The organism is Alkalibacterium sp. (genome assembly GCF_046484155.1).
In the GTDB taxonomy this organism is placed as follows: domain Bacteria; phylum Bacillota; class Bacilli; order Lactobacillales; family Carnobacteriaceae_A; genus Alkalibacterium.
Map to the genome: position 1 here is coordinate 1 of NZ_JAWOBT010000059.1, position 20,554 is coordinate 20,554.

General features: G+C 37.6%; 19 protein-coding genes. 17 read left to right on the forward strand and 2 right to left on the reverse strand.

Annotation, left to right across the window (positions count from 1 at the left end):
• Positions 1-202 precede the first annotated feature (202 nt).
• From ruvB to R6U02_RS04840, 14 genes are all read left to right on the forward strand, one after another.
• A complete protein-coding gene (ruvB, locus tag R6U02_RS04775) occupies positions 203-1,186 on the forward strand; it encodes a Holliday junction branch migration DNA helicase RuvB (RefSeq protein WP_410262511.1) in 984 nt (327 codons plus the stop codon).
• Between the two features lie 20 nt (positions 1,187-1,206).
• A complete protein-coding gene (queA, locus tag R6U02_RS04780; protein ID WP_410262494.1) occupies positions 1,207-2,241 on the forward strand; it encodes a tRNA preQ1(34) S-adenosylmethionine ribosyltransferase-isomerase QueA in 1,035 nt (344 codons plus the stop codon).
• A 32-nt stretch (positions 2,242-2,273) separates the two neighbouring features.
• Positions 2,274-3,419, forward strand: a complete 1,146-nt coding sequence (gene tgt / locus R6U02_RS04785) for a tRNA guanosine(34) transglycosylase Tgt (protein WP_410262495.1) — start codon at positions 2,274-2,276, stop codon at positions 3,417-3,419.
• Positions 3,420-3,554: 135 nt separating this feature from the next.
• On the forward strand, positions 3,555-3,890 hold the full coding sequence (gene yajC, locus R6U02_RS04790) for a preprotein translocase subunit YajC (protein WP_410262496.1): 336 nt from the start codon (positions 3,555-3,557) through the stop codon (positions 3,888-3,890).
• A 53-nt stretch (positions 3,891-3,943) separates the two neighbouring features.
• Positions 3,944-4,225 carry a post-transcriptional regulator gene (locus tag R6U02_RS04795; protein ID WP_410262497.1) on the forward strand — a complete coding sequence of 94 codons (282 nt, stop codon included), beginning with the start codon at positions 3,944-3,946 and terminating at the stop codon, positions 4,223-4,225.
• A gap of 144 nt (positions 4,226-4,369) precedes the next feature.
• Positions 4,370-5,530 carry a DNA polymerase IV gene (dinB, locus tag R6U02_RS04800; protein WP_410262498.1) on the forward strand — a complete coding sequence of 387 codons (1,161 nt, stop codon included), beginning with the start codon at positions 4,370-4,372 and terminating at the stop codon, positions 5,528-5,530.
• The gene (locus tag R6U02_RS04805) at positions 5,514-6,818 is read left to right on the forward strand and encodes a DRTGG domain-containing protein (protein WP_410262499.1); all 1,305 of its coding nucleotides are present in this window, start codon (positions 5,514-5,516) and stop codon (positions 6,816-6,818) included. The genes dinB and R6U02_RS04805 overlap by 17 nt, the downstream gene beginning before the upstream one ends.
• A gap of 22 nt (positions 6,819-6,840) precedes the next feature.
• Positions 6,841-7,806, forward strand: a complete 966-nt coding sequence (locus tag R6U02_RS04810; protein WP_410262500.1) for a DHH family phosphoesterase — start codon at positions 6,841-6,843, stop codon at positions 7,804-7,806.
• A 103-nt stretch (positions 7,807-7,909) separates the two neighbouring features.
• Positions 7,910-10,024 (forward strand): PBP1A family penicillin-binding protein, encoded by a 2,115-nt coding sequence (locus R6U02_RS04815; protein ID WP_410262501.1) that lies wholly within the window; start codon positions 7,910-7,912, stop codon positions 10,022-10,024.
• A 105-nt stretch (positions 10,025-10,129) separates the two neighbouring features.
• Positions 10,130-10,471 (forward strand): YlbF family regulator, encoded by a 342-nt coding sequence (locus tag R6U02_RS04820; protein ID WP_410262502.1) that lies wholly within the window; start codon positions 10,130-10,132, stop codon positions 10,469-10,471.
• An 88-nt stretch (positions 10,472-10,559) separates the two neighbouring features.
• On the forward strand, positions 10,560-11,792 hold the full coding sequence (locus R6U02_RS04825) for an exonuclease SbcCD subunit D (RefSeq protein ID WP_410262503.1): 1,233 nt from the start codon (positions 10,560-10,562) through the stop codon (positions 11,790-11,792).
• On the forward strand, positions 11,782-14,577 hold the full coding sequence (locus R6U02_RS04830) for an AAA family ATPase (RefSeq protein WP_410262504.1): 2,796 nt from the start codon (positions 11,782-11,784) through the stop codon (positions 14,575-14,577). Before R6U02_RS04825 ends, R6U02_RS04830 begins: the two co-directional genes overlap by 11 nt.
• Before the next feature lie 22 nt (positions 14,578-14,599).
• The gene (locus R6U02_RS04835; protein ID WP_410262505.1) at positions 14,600-15,565 is read left to right on the forward strand and encodes a 3'-5' exoribonuclease YhaM family protein; all 966 of its coding nucleotides are present in this window, start codon (positions 14,600-14,602) and stop codon (positions 15,563-15,565) included.
• A gap of 154 nt (positions 15,566-15,719) precedes the next feature.
• Positions 15,720-16,727, forward strand: a complete 1,008-nt coding sequence (locus R6U02_RS04840) for a peptidylprolyl isomerase (RefSeq protein ID WP_410262506.1) — start codon at positions 15,720-15,722, stop codon at positions 16,725-16,727.
• Between the two features lie 111 nt (positions 16,728-16,838).
• On the opposite strand, the gene R6U02_RS04845 is transcribed toward R6U02_RS04840, so the two are convergent.
• Together R6U02_RS04845 and R6U02_RS04850 are read right to left on the reverse strand one after the other, a co-directional pair.
• Positions 16,839-17,186 carry a YtxH domain-containing protein gene (locus R6U02_RS04845; protein WP_410262507.1) on the reverse strand — a complete coding sequence of 116 codons (348 nt, stop codon included), beginning with the start codon at positions 17,184-17,186 and terminating at the stop codon, positions 16,839-16,841.
• 15 nt (positions 17,187-17,201) lie between these two features.
• Complete coding sequence (locus R6U02_RS04850; RefSeq protein ID WP_410262508.1) at positions 17,202-17,627, reverse strand: HIT family protein; 426 nt, start codon at positions 17,625-17,627, stop codon at positions 17,202-17,204.
• 139 nt (positions 17,628-17,766) lie between these two features.
• Here R6U02_RS04850 and R6U02_RS04855 point away from each other — a divergent pair, with 139 nt between their 5' ends.
• From R6U02_RS04855 to dat, 3 genes are all read left to right on the forward strand, one after another.
• Positions 17,767-18,507, forward strand: coding sequence for an ABC transporter ATP-binding protein (locus tag R6U02_RS04855; protein ID WP_410262512.1), 741 nt, complete (start codon positions 17,767-17,769; stop codon positions 18,505-18,507).
• Positions 18,504-19,724, forward strand: coding sequence for an ABC transporter permease (locus R6U02_RS04860; protein WP_410262509.1), 1,221 nt, complete (start codon positions 18,504-18,506; stop codon positions 19,722-19,724). Before R6U02_RS04855 ends, R6U02_RS04860 begins: the two co-directional genes overlap by 4 nt.
• On the forward strand, positions 19,721-20,554 hold an 834-nt coding region (dat, locus tag R6U02_RS04865), incomplete at its 3' end, for a D-amino-acid transaminase (RefSeq protein WP_410262510.1). The genes R6U02_RS04860 and dat, both read left to right, overlap by 4 nt.

Sequence of the window (20,554 nt, forward strand, 5' to 3'; positions counted from 1 at the left end):
GCCGTCTCGGCGGCCTGCCGCTCGGACGGCGCTGGACCTCATCCCACGGAACGCGGGTCCTCAGGGCAAGGACGACGCGGCCGCGGGATTGCCGTCTGATGGTTTCCTTCTTCAAGGATGCATACGTCCGTATGCAGTCGAGGATACCCTCTTTCTCTCAGTGTGCCCGCCAGCTCTTTATCAACACGTCACTTCTGAACAGATTTTAGATAAAAGTGAACATTCATTAGAAAAAACACTTAGGCCTCAACGGCTGGCAGATTATTTGGGTCAGGAAAAAATAAAAAAAGAATTATCTATCTATATTCAAGCGGCTAAACTGAGAGAAGAAGCTCTAGACCATGTTCTTCTCTATGGCCCTCCAGGGTTGGGTAAGACAACGATGGCTATGGTCATCTCTAATGAAATGGATGCGGATATAAGAACGACAAGCGGCCCGGCCATAGAGAAACCTGGTGACTTAGTTGCCTTGCTCAACGATTTGGAACCAGGCGGGATCTTGTTCATCGATGAAATACACCGAATGCCTCGCATAGCAGAAGAAATGTTGTATTCTGCTATGGAGGACTTCTATGTGGATATTATTATTGGCCAGGGGGAAACGGCTCATCCGGTGCATTTTCCCTTACCTCCTTTCACGCTGATCGGAGCAACGACACGAGCCGGAACGCTGTCAGCTCCTTTAAGAGATCGGTTTGGTATCCTTGCCCACATGGAGTATTATCATAAAGATGAATTAAAAGATATCGTTTTGCGGTCAGCAGAGGTCTTGAAGACAGAGATCAATCTGCATGGTGCTTTTGAGATTGCACGTCGCTCAAGGGGCACGCCCCGAATCGCTAATCGCTTATTGAAGCGTGTCCGTGATTATGCTGAAGTCGAAGGGGAAGGGATCGTAACAGAAACAATCGCTTCTCTAGCCTTGGATCTACTTAGGGTGGATCATGAAGGCTTAGATATTCTGGACCAGAAACTACTGAAAACACTGATTAAACTTTATAACGGGGGCCCCGTAGGTTTAAACACTCTTTCAGCCAATATTGGTGAGGAAATGGCTACGATTGAAGACATGGTTGAGCCTTTTTTACTTCAAGAAGGGTTTTTACAACGGACGTCAAGGGGACGGATGGCAACCCCAAAAGCATACAGTCACTTTGAACTGACCTCTCTGATGACCGATCAATAAATGAAAAAAGGAGCCACAAGATGACATTATCAACAAAAGATTTCGACTTTCAATTACCCGAAGAACTGATAGCTCAGATACCGCTAGAGAACCGATCTTCTTCAAGGATGATGGTTTTAACTAGTGAAACCGAGAAAATTGAAGACAAACAATTTGAGAATATCCTTGATGAATTGCAACCGGGAGATGCCTTGGTTGTAAACAATTCCCGAGTACTGCCAGCCCGTCTTCATGGAACAAAAGAAGAAACGCAGGGGCATATCGAAGTGTTGTTACTGAAAAATACGCAAGGAGATATCTGGGAAACGCTAATGAAACCGGCAAAAAAAGCCAAAACTGGAACGGTGATCACTTTTGGTGATGGAAGACTCAAAGCGACTGTTGTCGACGAGTTAGAACATGGTGGAAGAATGGTGGAATTCTCATACGAAGGCCGCTTTTTAGAGACACTGGAATCTTTAGGTGAAATGCCTCTGCCTCCTTATATCAAAGAACGCCTGGAAAACCAGGAACGTTACCAGACGGTATATGGCAAGGAAAACGGATCTGCGGCCGCACCGACTGCGGGCTTACATTTTACCGACGAGATACTCGAAAAAATTAAAGCTAAAGGCGTCAAACTTGTCTTTCTTACATTACATGTCGGTCTAGGAACCTTCCGTCCGGTAAGTGTCGAAAATATAGATGAACACAAGATGCACGCCGAATTTTATCAGTTATCTGAAGAGTCGGCGGCAGAGTTGAATGAGACCAGAAAGAATGGTGGTCGAATTATTGCCGTAGGGACAACATCCATCCGTACATTAGAAACAATCGGCAAGGCGAATGAGGGTCTGTTAAAAGCTACGAGTGGCTGGACAGACATCTTTATATCCCCGGGATATGAATTCAGTGTAGTGGATGCCTTCTTGACCAATTTCCATTTGCCTAAATCAACATTGATCATGCTGGTGAGTGCCTTTGCCGGAAGAGAATTCGTTTTAAATGCATATAAGCATGCTGTTGAAGAAAACTATAGATTCTTCAGCTTCGGCGATGCAATGTTTGTGAAATAAAAAGAGTATAAAAAGGATTAGGAGTTAATTTAATGAGCGATCAACCTGTCACATATAAATTAGAAAAGAAGGAAAAACACACAGGGGCGCGTCTAGGGACGATAACAACGCCCCATGGTACGTTTGAAACACCTATGTTTATGCCCGTTGGTACATTGGCTACGGTAAAAACAATAGCCCCAGAAGAACTAGAAGAAATGGGTGCAGGGATCATATTAAGCAATACTTATCATCTCTGGTTACGGCCTGGTGCAGATATCATTGAAGAAGCAGGCGGGCTCCATAAATTTATGAATTGGGATAAAGGTATTTTAACCGATTCGGGTGGATTCCAAGTGTTCTCACTTTCTGATCTGCGCGATATCAAAGAAGAAGGGGTCCATTTTAGAAGTCATTTAGATGGGTCAAAACTGTTTCTATCACCGGAAAAAGCAATCAATGTCCAGAACCAATTAGGCCCGGACATTATGATGAGTTTCGATGAGTGTCCAGCTTATGATGAAAGTTACGATTACGTAAAAAAATCAGTGGAACGCACATCAAGGTGGGCTGAAAGAGGACTGAAGGCTCATCAAAAACCTGACACGCAAGGTTTGTTCGGTATTGTTCAGGGAGCCGGTTTTGAAGATTTAAGAAGACAATCAGTAAAAGATTTAACAAGCTTAGATTTTGCCGGTTATTCCATTGGTGGACTGTCTGTCGGAGAACCGAAATCAGAAATGTACCGTGTGCTTGATTTCACTACACCTTTACTTCCGGAAAACAAACCGCGTTATTTAATGGGTGTAGGTACTCCAGACGCTCTGATTGAAGGAGTTATGCGGGGGGTCGATATATTTGACTGTGTCTTACCCACTCGTATTGCTCGAAATGGCACAACGATGACAAGTAAAGGCCGTTTAGTCCTGAAAAATGCAGCCTTTGCTAGAGATTTCAGACCGCTTGATGAAAAGTGTGATTGCTATACATGTCGTAATTATTCCAGAGCTTATTTGAGACACCTGATAAAATCCAATGAAACATTTGGTTTGAGGTTAACAAGCTACCATAATCTTTATTTCTTGATTAATTTAATGAAAAACGTACGTCAAGCAATAAGAGAAGATAACCTGCTTGAATTTAAAGAGAACTTCTTTGAAGAGTACGGATATAATAAACCCGATGCAAAAAACTTTTAAAGATTAATAATAACTCTAGCAATTTGATGTGAAATTTGCTAAGGTTAGTAACGACACATTGATCCTAGTGATTAATATGTATGCAGTTTAATTACTGACAGAATGAAAATCAAGAATTAACGGAGGAATGTTTAAATGGAATTAATTGGAGCAATGCTTCCCTTTATAGTTATTATGGGGTTAATGTATGTTTTAATGATAAGACCACAGCAAAAGAAAGCGAAAGAAACACAAAACATGTTAAGTTCACTAAAAAAAGGTGACTCGATTGTGACGATTGGTGGCTTACATGGTGTCGTAGACGAAGTAGTGGAAACAAACAACACTGTAGTTATTGACTGTGAAGGCATTTACTTAACTTTTGAACGTCGTGCCATATCAAGAATCGTGACTAAAGCAGAAACGGTAACGGCTAATCAAAGTGAAGAGTTGGGAATAAATACTCCAGAAAAAACGGTTGATCACGAATAGATACAGGGCACTTTGTTCAACTCCCTTTTCTATTGAGTTAAGGAGGTAATTTCTTGGACGTTACATCCAAAGGTTTTTCTCGATACGATGTTTGGTTGAAAAAGAAATTAAATGAGTTTAAAAAGTATGGATATAATCAGGTGAGTCTTGATGATTTATGGGAATATTGCATTGATTTTATGTGGAAACATCATAAACCAGATAGATATTATCAGGAAGTTAATGACATTATGTCTATCAATTTCAATGATTATTTCAATTATGCTTCACTAAAAGCTCAAGTCTATAATGTATCCTCTCTTGACGAGATGGAACTTGATGACATATTAGGATAATAATAAAGCAGGAACAAGTAGAGGGGTGAAAACCATCTGCTTGTTTTTTCTTATGTTTAGAATCTTTCGTATTCTTTTTTGGATTCGTTATTTATAGTGATTTTTAGTATAATGTGATAAACAAGCAAGGTGAGGAGGGGTGTTATGCAATACGGAATTTTAACATTTGACGAACCTAAAAAGGATACATCACGTAAAATCATTCATATTGATATGGATGCCTTTTATGCTTCTGTTGAAATCAGAGATAACCCTTCCTTAAAAAATAAACCAGTTATTATTGCGAGACATCCAAAAGACACCGGAGGCAGAGGTGTTGTTACAACAGCAAATTATGAAGCTAGAAAATTTGGTGTCCATTCAGCGATGAGTGCGCAAAAAGCCTTTGAGTTATGCCCGAATGGCTTATTCGTCCCCCCTAATTTTGAATCGTACAGAGAAGCATCGGGCAAGATGCAAAAAATTTTTCTTCGCTATACAAATAAAATACAACCATTGTCTTTGGATGAAGCCTATTTGGATGTAACTGATAATTATATTAATCAAAAAAGTGCCACGCTTATAGCTGAAAGAATAAGGAAAGAGATTTTTGAGGAACTAGACTTAACCTGCTCGGCAGGTGTGTCTTATAATAAATTTCTAGCAAAATTAGCATCGGATTACAATAAACCCGACGGCATTACCGTGATACCTCCCGAAAAAGCTCATGTTTTTCTCATTCATCTCCCGATTGAAAAGTATCACGGGGTAGGGGAAAAGTCCGTAGAGAAGATGCATGCAATGGGGATTTATAACGGTCAGGATTTATATGACAAAGAAGAGTTGGAATTAGTCAAGCATTTTGGTAAAATGGGTCATTCTCTATATAGAAAAGTCAGAGGAATCGATGATAGTGAAGTCAGAAGTGACCGGGAACCAAAATCAGTCGGCAAAGAATCGACCTTTGCACACAATTTATCGGCTGAGAATGAAATCATACAAGCCTTAAGACAGTTGGCTGGTAAAGTAATGAAAAATTTAAACAAAAAACAGAAGCATGGTAAAACAGTGGTACTGAAGATTCGTTATGAAGATTTTCAAACCATAACGAGACGGCGAACTTTTCCAAATTACATCGAAGACGAAGAAGAGTTATTTCGTATCGCCGTATCCATTTGGGAAGAAGAGAGCCTGGATTTAAGCGTGCGACTTTTAGGCATTACTCTAACAGGTTTAGACTCGATCATTTTTGAAAACATTCCATTGCCTTTATGGAAAACGTTTCCTAAAGAAAGGAATACCGATCCAGATGAAAACAAAACATGAGCAGATACTAACATTTATTGAATCCTTACCGGTTGGTGAAAAGTTATCCGTAAGATTGATAGCTAAAGAGTTAAAGGTTAGTGAAGGGACAGCGTATCGGGCGATTAAAGAAGCCGATAACAGTGGATTGGTTTCCACGATTGAACGTGTCGGCACGATAAGGATCGAATCGAAAAATGTGGATAATATCGAAAATTTAACCTATGAAGAGATAGTGAAGATAATTGATGGAGAAGTTCATGGTGGGGTTAAAGGACTCAAAAAGACTTTAGCTAAATTTGTTATTGGAGCAATGACAGAAGAAGCAATGCTTAGATACATTTCCGAAGAATCACTCATGATCATAGGGAACAGAGAAAAAGCGCAGGAGCTCTCACTAAATCATGGAGCCGCCGTCCTTATAACAGGTGGGTTTAAACCTGGTCTGGATGTCATCCGATTAGCTGATCAGAAAGAATTGCCCTTGATCAGTACTTCGTATGACACGTTTACAGTTGGAACGATGATTAACCGTGCCATGACGGATCAGTTGATAAAAAAAGAAATCTTACGTGTGCAGAATATATATAATCCAATTGAACAAACCTTTTTTCTGAAAAAAGAAGACACCGTTTATACGTATCGTATGTTAAATCAAAAAAGTACTCATTCGAGATTTCCTGTTGTTTTGCCAGATAAAAGATTAGTGGGTATTGTAACGGCTAAGGACGTCGTAGGAAAAGAAGATACTGTTTTGATTGAAAAAGTGATGACGAAAAATCCCGCTTATGCAAAAAAACATATGAGCGTTGCTTCGATTGCCCACACAATGATTTGGGATGGCTTGGAGGTTATGCCGGTTGTTTCAGATGATATGACTCTGATTGGCATCATATCAAGGCAGGATATCATGAAAGCTATGCAATCCGTACAAAAGCAGCCTCAATCAGGCGATACTATATCTGACCAAATCAATCAGATGATAAAAGAATCCGATGACGAAGGATACACGTTTCAAGTGACACCGCAATCAATAGACAGCATGGGAACGATTTCTTTCGGCGTGCTGAGCGAAGTCATCACGGAATCGGTGTATAATTACCTGTCAAAATTAAAAAAGAAAAATTTAGTTGTTGAACAAATGAATCTACATTATTTTAATATGATACACTTGGATAATTCATTAACGATAAAACCTGTTGTCTTTGATGAAAACAGACGCTCGGCCAGGTTAGATGTTAAAATATATTCAGAGAAAATTTTAGCGGCGAAAGCACTCGTGGTTTGTCAGCTTATTCAAAAAAAATAGCAAGAAGAAGGAGACCGTAAGAATGCAATTGAAATCTGAGAATCTAGAGGATTATGAAATAAAAAAAGCCGTTTGGGATATCATCAAGGAGTTTGATACCATTATCATTCACCGGCACGTAAGACCGGACCCGGATGCTATCGGTTCTCAATGTGGACTGAAAGAGATAATAAAAGCGTCATTCCCAGATAAAAGTGTATATGTTGCCGGAGCATCTGTCGATGACCTGAACTATTTGGGTACTATGGATTATGTAGAAAGAGATATTTATGATGATGCTTTAGTCATTGTTACTGATACGGCCAATATCAAACGTATCGATGGTGAGAACTATCGAATGGCTAAACAATGGATCAAAATAGATCATCACCCACTTGATGATTCTTATGGCGAAGTCGAATGGATCAATACTGAAGCAAGCAGTTGCAGTGAAATGGTTGCCGATTTATGGTTGACCTTCCCGGATGAGATTACTATGACAAGCAAAGCGGCACGTCTTCTTTATGGAGGAATCGTCGGAGATACAAACCGTTTCCTCTATGACGGCACATCACCATATACAATGAAAGTCGCCGGCGAACTGATGGCCTTTGATTTTTCACATACTGAATTGAATGATAAGATGAACGAAATTGAACCAACCACAAGTAAAATGATGGGGTATGCTTTGGAAAATTTTGAGTTATCAGAAGATGGCCTCGGACATATTATATTGACGCAGGAAATTTTGAAAACATTGGGAGTAGAAGACAGTGATACGCATCCCGTTGTGCCTTTTCTTGGGAAAATAGCCGGCGTGAAAGTTTGGGCCGTGTTTGTGGAACAACCGGAAGGTACCTACAGATGTCGCTTGAGATCTAAAGGACCGGTCATCAACACCATTGCGTCTAATCACGGCGGCGGAGGTCATCCGTTAGCGAGTGGCGCACACGCTAAAGATATGAAAGAAATAGAAGTTATTTTAAAGGAACTGAAAGCAAACGTTTAAATCTGTGTTCCCAATTAATCCTTCTTAAGTCCGATAGACTAATACGGTGGATATGATAACCTGGGATTGTATGGATTAGATAAAAACATATAGAGGGATAGATATGACAAAATATAAATTAAAAGAAAAGTTTAAACTTTATAGTGATCGAATAATTGATTACAGCACTCCGAGGCTTAAGCGGTTTTTCATCGTTTTAAAAAGAAAATGGAAGAAGAATCATTTAACGAAAATTCTGATTCTTTTTATGTTGATTGTTTCTCTCGGTTTTAGTGTTTATTTAGCGATACTAGCTAAATCGGCGAATGTTAATTCATTACATGCCGGGTTGGCACAAGCTACTGTTATTATTGACGATAATGGGGAAGAAGCAGGTACTCTGTATGCTCAAAAAGGGACCTTTATAGAAATCGACGCCATGTCTGAGAATATAGCAGATGCCGTAATAGCGACCGAAGACCAGCGATTTCATTCGCATAGAGGATTCGATCCCATTGGCTTGGGTAGGGCAGTGTTCGGCTATGTCATCAACAGAGGACAAATTGTTGGTGGGGGAAGCACCATTACGCAACAATTGGCCAAAAATGCCTATCTGTCAGCTGATCAGACAATCATGAGGAAACTGAAAGAACTGTTCCTGGCTATAGAGATCGAGAAAAATTACAGCAAAGATCAAATTTTAGAGATGTATTTAAACAATGCCTACTTTGGAAATGGTGTCTGGGGCGTGGAAGATGCATCAGCAAAATACTTCGGTAAATCGGCTCAAGAAATTACTGTGCCAGAAGCAGCGACTATTGCTGCTATGTTAAAGGCACCCAGTCATTATAACCCGCTGGACGATTATGAACGATCGATAGAGCGCAGAAACGTGGTGTTGAGATTGATGGAAGACACCGAAGTGATTTCAACTGAAGAAAAGACTGCCTATCAAGAATCCGGTTTAACTCTAGTGGATCGCTATGACCGAGAAGACGATTATCGTTATCCTTACTACTTTGATGCAGTGACCAGGGAAGCGGAAAACCGATATGATATAGAAGAAGAAGATCTGCTGAATAATGGTTATACTGTTTATACGTCGCTTGATCAGATCCATCAGCAGCAGATGGATGCAGTATACAATAATGATAATTTGTTTGAATCAGCTGAAGACGGAACTTTAGCGCAAAGTGCCTCCATCGCTTTGAATCCGAAAACAGGTGGTGTAACAGCTGTCGTCGGCGGAAGAGGTGATTATACCTTTAGAGGACTGAACAGAGCCACACAAAGCTACAGACAGCCGGGATCGGTAATCAAACCGCTGGGTGTGTATGCATCAGCATTAGAAGAAGGTTTTGAACCTTATTCCATGCTGGTTGATGAAGAACTGTCTTATGGGGAAACAGATTATACGCCAACCAATCTATCAGGCGCTTATCAGGGGGAAGTCCCTATGTATGATGCTCTATCTAATAGTTTAAACGCACCGACGGTCTGGCTATTAAATGAAATAGGTATTGATAAAGGCATCAGAAAACTGGAGAGATTTGGTATTGAAGTCGCCGATAACGAAAGAAAACTCGGAGCGATTGCATTAGGTGGTGGATGGCAGACAGGGGTATCACCATTAGAAATAGCGAGTGCCTACAGCGTCTTTTCTAATGAGGGGTTACGAGCCGAACCGCATTTTATTACAAAAATCGTGGATGCAACGGGAGCAATAGTCGTGGATAACACAGAAGTAGATACAGAAAGAGTATTATCAGAAGCTGTTTCGGATGAAATGAACAGCATGCTGCTTAGTGTCTATGAATCGGGTACGGCCAGAAACAATCAGCCAGACGGATATAAAGTCGCTGGTAAAACGGGCACGACACAAACAGAAAATGGTGTCGGCGTAAATGATCAGTGGATCGTAGGGTATACACCTGATATTGTGATAGCAAGCTGGGCTGGATTCGATGTTAACGATTATTCATTGACGACATACAGTTCTCAAGGCATTGGAATGGTAATGAAAGCTCAGCTGGAAGGAATTCTTCCTAATACCGATCAATCCACATTTTTAGTGGAAGAGGCGGGCGAAGGTTACCAGGAACAAGAGCCTTCGATTTTTGACCAGTTTACAGGGGGAATGGAAGAAGCTGGTGATGTCATCAAAGAAGGGGCTTCACTATTCAAAAATAAAACAAGTGAATTATTTGAAAAATTTAGAAACAGATCAAAAAATGAGTAGGTAAAGCAATAAGAATCTTTTCTGGTATCTGTTTTATATTCATGATACACTTATAAAGAAAGAAAAAACGTTCGTATAAAGAACGAAAACCGAAGGGATGATAGTATGTCCGTAAATATTTATGACACGGCTAATCAATTAGAACAAGACTTAAGAAAGACTGAGGAGTTTCAAAAATTGGATGCAGCTTTTAAAGCTGTAAAAGAAAATGAAGAAGCAAATCGAGTTTTCAACGAGTTTAGAGAAGTTCAACAAATGATTCAAGAGAAACAAATGGCTGGTCAAGAAATAACAGAAGAAGAAGCGCAACAGGCTCAAGAGATTTCTGGTAAAATCGGTGAAAACGAAACGATCACTAATCTACTAGAAGCTGAAAAACATGTAGGACAAATGATCGATGATATTAACCAGACAGTATTGAAACCTGTTAGAGAATTATATCAATAATTAATTGGAAAAAGGACTTACTCCTAGAGTGAGTCCTTTTCCTAAAACTTTTAAAGAACATACGTGCCCGACAAAGGATGGATTAAAAATGGTTCGATACATACATGCGGCTGATTTACACTTAGACAGCCCCTTCAAAGGTTTAAAAAATATGCCTGCAGCCCTTTTTGATAAAATCAAGGCATCAACGTTTGATTCTCTGCGAAAGGTAGTGGATGCGGCAATTCATCATCATGTGGACTTTGTACTAGTTGCAGGGGACGTTTATGATATAGAAGACCGGAGTATCCGTGCACAGGTATTATTAAGGAAAGAACTTGAACGCTTGCATGACGACGGTATCAGCGTATACCTGATTCATGGAAATCATGACTATATAACTAACGACGAATTACATCTTTCGCTTCCAGAAAATGTCGAGGTATTCGGCCCAGAAGTTGAAACTAAGATATACGAGACAGCTAATAAAGAATCTGTAGCCATAAGTGGTTTCAGTTATGATCGAAACTGGATAGAGGAAAGAAAAATAAAAGATTATCCCGCACGCAATAGGACAGCCAACTTTCACATTGGTCTACTGCATGGCTATTTAGAAGGGCAAAACACAGAGCATGCCCGTTATGCGCCATTTACTCTTACTGAGCTGAAAGAGAAAAACTATGACTATTGGGCTCTGGGGCATATTCATAAGCGACAACAGTTAGGACAGCATCCTTTAGTCTATTACAGTGGAAACACCCAAGGACGGCACAAGAATGAAGAAGGAGAAAAAGGCTGTTTACTTGTAGAATTAACTGACACAAATGAAAAAGTAACGTTTATTCCCACTGCAGACATAACCTGGCAGTCTGTTGCTTTAGATGTCACTTCTTGTCAATCGATAAACAAAATATTTGAAGACGTAAAAAAAGAATTAGCAAAAGAACACTATAAAAATTGTCTTGTTGATCTAACACTGGAAGTATCTGAAAATATACCATTATCCGTAATGAAAAAATTGGACGATGATGACTTTTATCAAGCGTTTCAACAAATCGAAACGTCTTCTTTTGTTTATATTGCTTCACATAATGTGTTAGTAAGAAGAGAAGAAGCCCGATTGTTGTCGTTGGAAAGTTCTTTTCCAACTGCCTGGAACAAAGCTTTGGCAGATGTGAAACAAGAGGAAGTATTCCAAGAATTGACCCATGAATTATTTGCAATGCATATTTATGCTAAATATAGTGACGAAAATAATGAAAAGTATAGAAATGATATTATTGGAGAAGCAGAACGTTTGTTGCTTCAAGATTTAGGAGACACGATGAGTCATGGTAATTAAAAAAATAATTATTTATGGGTATGGAAAATGGATCGATACAGAATTTGTTGTTCAAGCACCTTTCCAACTGTTTTTTGGAGAAAATGAAGCGGGAAAATCGACTCTGATGTCCTTTATTCATAGTATCTTCTTCGGCTTTCCTACAAGACATAGTTCTTCGAGTCGTTACGAACCGAAAGGAAGTAGCCGCTATGGTGGTAAAATAATCATTCAAGACAAACGTTTTGGAGAAGTGAGCATTGAACGTGTCTTGGGAAAAGTAACGGGTGATGTTGTTGTACAGTTTGAGGATGGTACGACAGGTGACGAATCTATTTTAGGTACGCTGTTTCATAGTAAATCAAGATCTTTTTACGAAAGTATCTATTCGTTTGATCTAAAGGGTATAGAAGATATTCAAGAATTGAATGAAGAACAATTCAATCGCTTTTTCCTAAGTATTGGCGCTTTAGGTCATGAAAAATATTTAAAACAAGCAGATTACTACCATTCTCAGGCAGCAAAATTATTTAAACCTATGGGAAGAAAGCCGATTATTAACCAACTGCAAATGAAATTAAAAGAGAAAAAAAAGGTGCTTGATTCCGCTAAAGAAAACAATGAATCATACATTAATCTAGTCAAAGATGATTTAGCAAAACAGGACCAGTTAAAAAATGTGGAATTGGAATTGGAAGAGGTCACGAAAGAATTAAATGACCTTAATGAACTATCAAAATATCAGGAAACGATTGAAGAAATCGAAACGATAAAAGACAGATTGAAAAAGTTGCCTAATATAAATTTACCAGAAGAAGGCTTGTATCAGTTAAAAAAATATCATAGCGATATCGAAACGCATCAGCAAAAAATAAATGAATTACAAGACAGGCAAAAGGCTCTTCAACATCAGTACAAACCATCAAAAGAGTTAGTCATGTATCAACAAAACGAGGAAGAATTAACTGTTTTTGAAAAAGAGATGGATGTTTGGGAGGATAAGGTTCAAGAGTTACAACTGAAAAGGAAAGATCTGTCTAACATCAAACAAATGATAATAGAAACCAAAATCAGAGAAGACATTTCTCTTGCTGAACCTCTTCCACAGACACTTACGTCTGAGGACAGCGATTACTTGGAAAACACACGAAATAGGATGTTAGAGCTTGATAATGAAATCACTGCTTTAGAGGAAGATGAAAAATCAATGCTGTATCGTGTTAATATTAATAATGACATGATAGACAAAATAGAGCCACAGTTATTGCCTCTCTCGAAATTTAATGAATTAGCTGAATTAAACAAGAAAACAAGTGATACGGACAATCAAAACAAAAAAAATACCAATACATTTATTATCCCAGTTATTATGATTTTAACGGTTTTGATAAGCTTATATGTTTATACGCTCAATCCTTTATACAGTATTGGCTTAATTGCCCTTGTTGTTACTTCAGTCTATTTTATATCTTATACCGGAAAAAAAGTTTCAGACGATTATTCTCAAGAACAACAAAATCTCTTTTACCAGCAAAAAAACTTGAGGAACCAGTGGAAAGAACTGCTAGCTGCGAATGATGACTTTCAATCACAAAAAGAAGAAACCAGCAAGAATTTAGAAAATGTCAAGACTGCTAGACGATTAATTAACGAAGATTTTGAATATTGGAAACAGAAGCATATTTTTTCAGATGACATATCAATTTATTCGGTTTTGGATAAGCTGAAAACATATGAATATTTAAGAGAATTGCTCGTAAAAGAGTCTGCTTTAACTCACCTTACTCAAAGTACAGAAAGAGATCTTGCTGAACGACTAGAGTCATTAGAACATTTATTTACTCGAACGTTCATAGCAGAAGATGTGGTAGAAAAATTTAAAGAAATAAAGACCATCTTTAGGGAAATTAAGAAAGAACAGCGAGAATTAAATGAGTACATGAAAAAAACGGATGCTATCCAACATGAAATCAATTATTATGTACAAAAAGTAAATGAAATAAAAAAATCGAAGAGACAATTTTTCGAATCGCTAAACACGACGAATCAAGAAGAAGTATATGCTCTCTATACTGCTCAAAAAGAAAAGAACGAAAAACAGAGAAGATTATCCTTGTTATTAGAGAAACTTCCCGTTCAAGATGGGTTAAACTTAAAAGCTCAGCTGAATGATCTGGATGAAAAAATGAGGGAACTTAAAGGACAGCAACAGCTATTAGCAACTGAGCAGAAAGATATCATGAAAAAAATGATGGAAATTGAAATGCAGATTAAGCAGCTGGAAGATGGCGGCACCTATACTGAGCTCCTTCAAGAGTACGAGAATGAAAAGAGTTATTACCAAGATATGGTGAACGAATGGTCAACACTTAAGGCTGCTGCCGGCATTATTGAGAAGACATTGCATTATGCGAAAGAAGATAAACTGCCTCATACCCTGTCTATTGCTGAATCCTATTTCAGTTTTCTGACAAACGAAAAATATCAGCAACTCGTTTTTGATGAAGATGACTTATATGTAATTGATAACAACGGTAATAAATGGCATAGTGAAGACTTATCACGTGGCACAGTAGAACCTTTATATATAGCTTTAAGATTAGCATTTATTAAGGCCACAAAAGAAAGTATCCAATTCCCGATTTTAATCGATGATCCTTTTGTTAATCTTGATTCTTTACGTTTGAAGAAAATGTATGAACTTTTGACTAGTTTCGATAAAGATATTCAATTAATCTATTTTTCTTTTGATCAACGTATTCACTCTTTTATTGAAAATAATAATTGCGTATACTTAAAAAAATAAGGTGGATAAGGAGAGCTGAATAATGAAAAAAATTTATGACCATAAGAAAGATGAACAAATAAATCTGCATGTTTTAATTAAGTCTGCAGAAGAAAAAGTTACGCGAACGAACAAACCGTATTTGTCTTTCGTTTTTCAGGATACTAGTGGGGAAATAAGCGCCAATTATTGGGATATAACACCTGAAGATATAGAACTTTTTAAGCCTGGAACAGTGATCAAACTTGAGGGTAAAAAAGATGAATATAAAGGGAATCCCCAGATACGCATCAATTCTATTCGACCTGCCAAAGATGATGAACCGAATAATCCTGAATTATATGTTGAAAGGGCCCCGGTCAATAAAGACAAGATGGTAGAAGAGTTCAACCATGCGCTATTCGATATTACAAATGCCAACTTGAATCGAATAGTAAGATTCATTATGAAGAAATATCAGCATGACTTTTTCCAGAGTCCGGCTGCGAAAACTAATCATCATGCCTTTATGGGTGGGTTGGCGTATCATACCATTAGTATGCTTCGTATTTCCCGGTCTTTATCTGAACTGTATAGCGATCTTGACGTTTCCTTACTGTTTTCGGGCATCATCTTACACGATGTAGGAAAAGTAGCAGAATTAAGTGGACCTACTGCGACAGATTACACCCTTGAAGGTAAATTGATTGGGCATATTGTCATGATCAATGAAGATATAGTTAGAGCTTGTAAAGAACTGAAAATCGATGAAGATCATGAAGACGTCTTGTTGCTTAAACACGTAGTTTTGGCTCACCATGGTGAACTAGAATATGGGTCTCCAGTAAGACCATTAATACCTGAGGCCGAAATGATTCACTATATCGATCAGATCGATGCAAAGATGAATATGATGCATACGGCACTCAGAAAAACTGAGCCGGGTGAATTTTCTGACAAGATATGGGCGATGGATAATCGATCGTTTTATAAAAAAAACTTTGAAAATCCCTCTTCGAAGCCTTCATAAAAACGAATCTTTTATGAAGACTTCGTGAAGAAAAGAAAAGTTTCATATATACGTTATCATTTTTATATAACCTGTGGTATATTTACTTAAGTACCGATGGTTAATTATTTAATAACAGAAATAAAACAAAATAATAGGATGTGTTTTAGTTAATATGAAAAAATGGTTAGTAGGCGCAATGGCTTGTTCAGGTTTGTTATTGGCAAGTTGTTCAAGTAGTCCAGAAGTAGCTTCATCTGAAGCTGGAAAAATTCGTGAAGATGACTTATACGAACGTATGAAAAACGAACCAACTGAAAGTGGAATGTCGTATGGAGAACAAATGCTACAACAGGTTCTGCTTGAAGATATTCTTGAGAACGAATTCGAAGATGCCGTATCAGATGAAGATGTAGATGCTGAATTTGAAGCAGAAGCGGAACCTTATGGTGGAGTCGAGGCATTTGAAGAAATGTTAACGGCACAAGGTTTAACTTTAGATGAAGTGAAGCAGAATATTCGCACCTCTTTATATGTTAAAGAAGCTATCCTTGAAAACACTGAAATGACTGAAGAAGATGTGGAAGCCGCTTATGATGAATATGTAGCGGATACAACAGTCGCCCATATTCTTGTTGAAGAAGAAGCACTTGCTCAAGATATTATCGGTCAATTAAATGATGGTGCTGACTTTGGCGAATTAGTTGCTGAACATTCTATCGATACAGGGACAGTTGAGGCGAATGGTGAATTAGCTTTAGAGCCTGGCCGTTTTGTTCCTGAATTTGAAGAAGCAGCTGCGGAACTAGAAGAAGGCGAAATCACTCAAGAACCTGTAGAATCTGAATTTGGTTACCATGTTATTAAAATGGTAGAAATGGGAGAAAAAGGGACACTTGAAGAAGAACGTGAAAATATTGAAACGATGATCGTTGACGGTTATATGCAAGATCAACAACTTGTCCAAGAAGCTATCAGCAAAGTCGTTCAAGACGCTAATGTTCAAATAACAGATGAAGAACTCTCAGGTGCTATGCAACAATTTATGGAAATGCCTGCCGTAGAAGAACCAGTTGAAGAAGAAATGGATACAACTGAAGAAGAACCAGTTGAAGAAGAACCAGAGGAAGATACTGATACAACAGAAGAAGAAGTAGAAGAAGAAACTTCTGACGAAGAGTAATTTTCAACCGAAAAACACCTTTTCATCGCTAGCTCTTAAATGAGCTTGTAGATGAAAAGGTGTTTTTTTATTGTAATGTAAAGAAAAAGTGGTACGCACTATCTTAATATTTCAGTAGTCTATATTGGCAGTCGTATCTTCAATTTCGGTTTGGATTTTCTCTGTTTTTTCTTGTATTCGTCGTAAGCGCGGTTCTGCTTCATGCTGAAACTCTTTAGCGATATGCTGCATTTCATCCATGAAGTCATTCTGAACAAAGGATATTTCAGTCGTTAATTGAGTAATAGAATTTTTTAAATCATTCACTTTATCTGAGATATCTTGAAGGTGGTCAGATGTTTCGTCAGCATAATTTCTGAGAGCTTGCTGATTTTCTTTACCTGATCGCGGCGTTTTAATCAAACCGTAAATACCTCCAGCGACTAAGCCAGACAAACTACCTAGTAGAAAATCTTTCATTTAAACACTCCTCTGTTATTTGAATTCTTTTTTTATCTCTGCCATGATTTCATCCAGTTCTTCTTCGGAATAGTCTTCCGTATGTGTTTCCCATTTCAAGCCAAAACCGTCACTCTTATCGTATCTGGGGATCAAGTGAATATGGCTGTGAAACACACTCTGTGAAGCAATTTCTTCGTTGTTCATTAAGACATTTAATCCTTGACAATCAGGATCAAAGTTTTTAACTGCTCGAGCAATTTTTGGTAATTTCGAAAACACTCTAGCGGCCAAGTCATCGGAGTAGTCTAAAATGTTCCTAACATGTTCTTTGGATATGACCAAAGTATGTCCTTTAGTGACTTGAGACATATCCAGGATCGCTATAACATCGTCATCTTCATAGACTTTACGAGAAGGGATGTCCCCTTCGATAATTTTACAAAAAATACACTCACTCATATTATCCCTCTTTCAATCGTTTTGTATATCATCATTTTATCATATAATAAGGTTAAATAATAAAAAGAAGCCTAAAATTCATTTTAGCCTGGCTAGATATGGTAAGATAATTACATTAAACGTAGGAAGGAACATATTGATGAGTCTTAAAATCGAAAATATAACAGGCGGATACAGCCGGATACCTGTTTTAAAAAACATCTCATTTGATGTGAATGATGGTGAATTAATTGGCTTGATTGGTTTAAATGGTGCTGGAAAAAGTACAACAATCAAGCATATAATAGGATTAATGGAACCTTTTGAAGGTCAAATAAAACTGGATGGTAAAACATTGAAAGAGAACCCTTCATTATATAGGAAAAAAATTGGGTTTATCCCCGAAACGCCTTTACTGTATGATGAATTAACGCTTAGGGAACATATAGAGATAACCGCGATGGCATATGATGTAGACAGTGCTCTTGCAATGGATAGAGCGATGCCTTTATTGGAAAAGTTCCGTTTGATCGATCGTTTAGAATGGTTTCCTAGTGATTTTTCCAAAGGTATGAAACAGAAAGTGATGATTGTCTGCGCATTTATTATTGAACCCTCTCTCTATATCATCGACGAACCCTTTTTGGGGTTGGATCCGATAGCGATCAGGGACCTGATTCAAATGATGGAACAGAAGAAGCAAGAAGGTGCATCGATACTGATGTCTACTCATGTTTTAGCTAGTGCAGAAAGAATTTGTGACAAATTTGTCATCATAGATAATGGAGAAGTTTATGCTAAAGGGACATTAACCGAATTACGAAAAGAATTTGGCATGCCTGAAGCTACTTTAGATGAAATGTATACACAACTGGCAGACAAGGAAGGTTTTTTGAAATGACGATCGATGAGTTGTTTAGAAACAGACAATCATACTATTATAAAAACCTGGGAAAATATTTGAAATATGTTTTGAATGATCATTTTGTTATTTTATTACTTGTTTTGGGAGGCGCAACAGGTTTAGCGTACCAAAATTATTTAGACTCAGTGCAAATAGATGCCATCCTCCCCAGAGTAGTTTTAACCCTCGTTATTTTGCTTATTATTTTTTCCGGGAATATAAGGACATTAGTGAAACCAGCTGATGCTGTTTTTCTTTTGCCCAAAGAAAAAGAATTCAATAATATAATGAAAAGGAATTTGGTATACAGCCTAATATTTCATAGTTTCTATACAATAGTAATTGGTTTTTTATCTATTCCTTTACTGACCGGTATAGAACAAATGGAATCAGATGAACAAATCATCTGGATACTGACACTTATGTTATGGAAAATAACTCACGGTATTTATTCGTATTATTCTTTGAAGCAACATCGATTAAAAACTAGTAGAACCATGCGATCTAGTATCAGTATTATCTCTCTGACCGGTATAGTCACCAGTATTTTCATTTCGGTACCTATTGGCTTTTTTATAGCGCTAGCTACAGGTGGTCTCTTTTTCTTGTATGTCTTTATTTATACTCGATCTGAGAACTGGAGTTGGGAATCTCTTATTGAAACTGAACAAAGACGCACACAGAAGATTTACTCCATAATAAATATGTTTATTGAAACGCCTTATTCTAAACATAAAGTTAAAAGACTTAAGTTTTTGGATTTCTTTTATAAATTTTCTGTCTTTAATCAAAATCCGGAAATATATTTTCTATCAAGAATGTTTGTCAGAAATTATAATTTTAGTGGACTCTACTTAAGGTTGGTGTTAATCGGAGGTATCGCTTTATATTTCTCGAATAACTGGATAATTAATAGCATTATAAGTGTTTTGTTTTTGTATCTCATTGGGTTTCAACTAATACCAATGAGACAAGTTTTTAAAAAAACAGTTTATTTTAGATTGTATCCTAGTACAGATACTGATAAGCTTAATACGATTCAAAAGTTATTAGTTATTTTGCTGACGGGAAGCATGATAGTGTTTAGTCTAGCATCAATTAATAATGGATGGGTGTCGATGATAGGGCTGCTATTAATTAATAGTACATTTATCTGGTTATTTATTTACGGATACCTGCCTAAACGTTTGAATAAAAAGGGGAAGTCATTATGAAAGTCATTTGGGAAAATAGAATTGTAGATAGAGAAGAAGTTAACATTGATTTTGAAGATAGAGGGTATCAATTTGGCGATGGCGTGTATGAAGTCATACGAATATATGCACACACATTTTTTTATTTAGATGAACACATCGACCGATTATTTTCGAGTGCTGAAAAAATAGAAATGCTTGTGCCTTACACAAAAAGTGAAATAAAGTCTCTATTCATTGAGCTTTTAAATGAATCAGAGGTGATAACAGGGAAATTGTATGTGCAAATGACACGTGGAAATGCCTCTCCGAGAGATCACGCTTATCCTTCAGTGGATGTTATACCCATGATGACAGGAGCCATTACGGCTGCTGAAAGAGACATGGAAAAATTTGAATCCGGAATCAAAACGACTCTAGAAGAGGACATTCGCTGGTTGAGATGTGACATCAAAATGATTTCTTTATTAGGAAATATCATGTTAAAACATGCAGCGCACAAAAAAGATGCAGAGGAAGCTATTTTGCACAGAGATAATATTGTCACAGAATGTTCTTCTTCAAACGTCGCAATGATTAAAGATGGTGCAATCTATACTCATTCAAATGACCATTTGATTTTACCTGGTATTACGAATGTCGTCTGGAAAAAGTGTGCGAGAGAATTAAATATTCCTGTATACGAAAAATCCTTTACCACTGAGGACCTATTAGATGCTGATGCAGTCTTTTGTTCAAGTACTACCAAGGAAGTCATGCCGATCAATCAAATTGACAACCGGAAGTTTGATGTACCTGAAGCGAATTCAATCATCAGACAATTACAAGCTGGTTATGAAAAAGAAATAGTA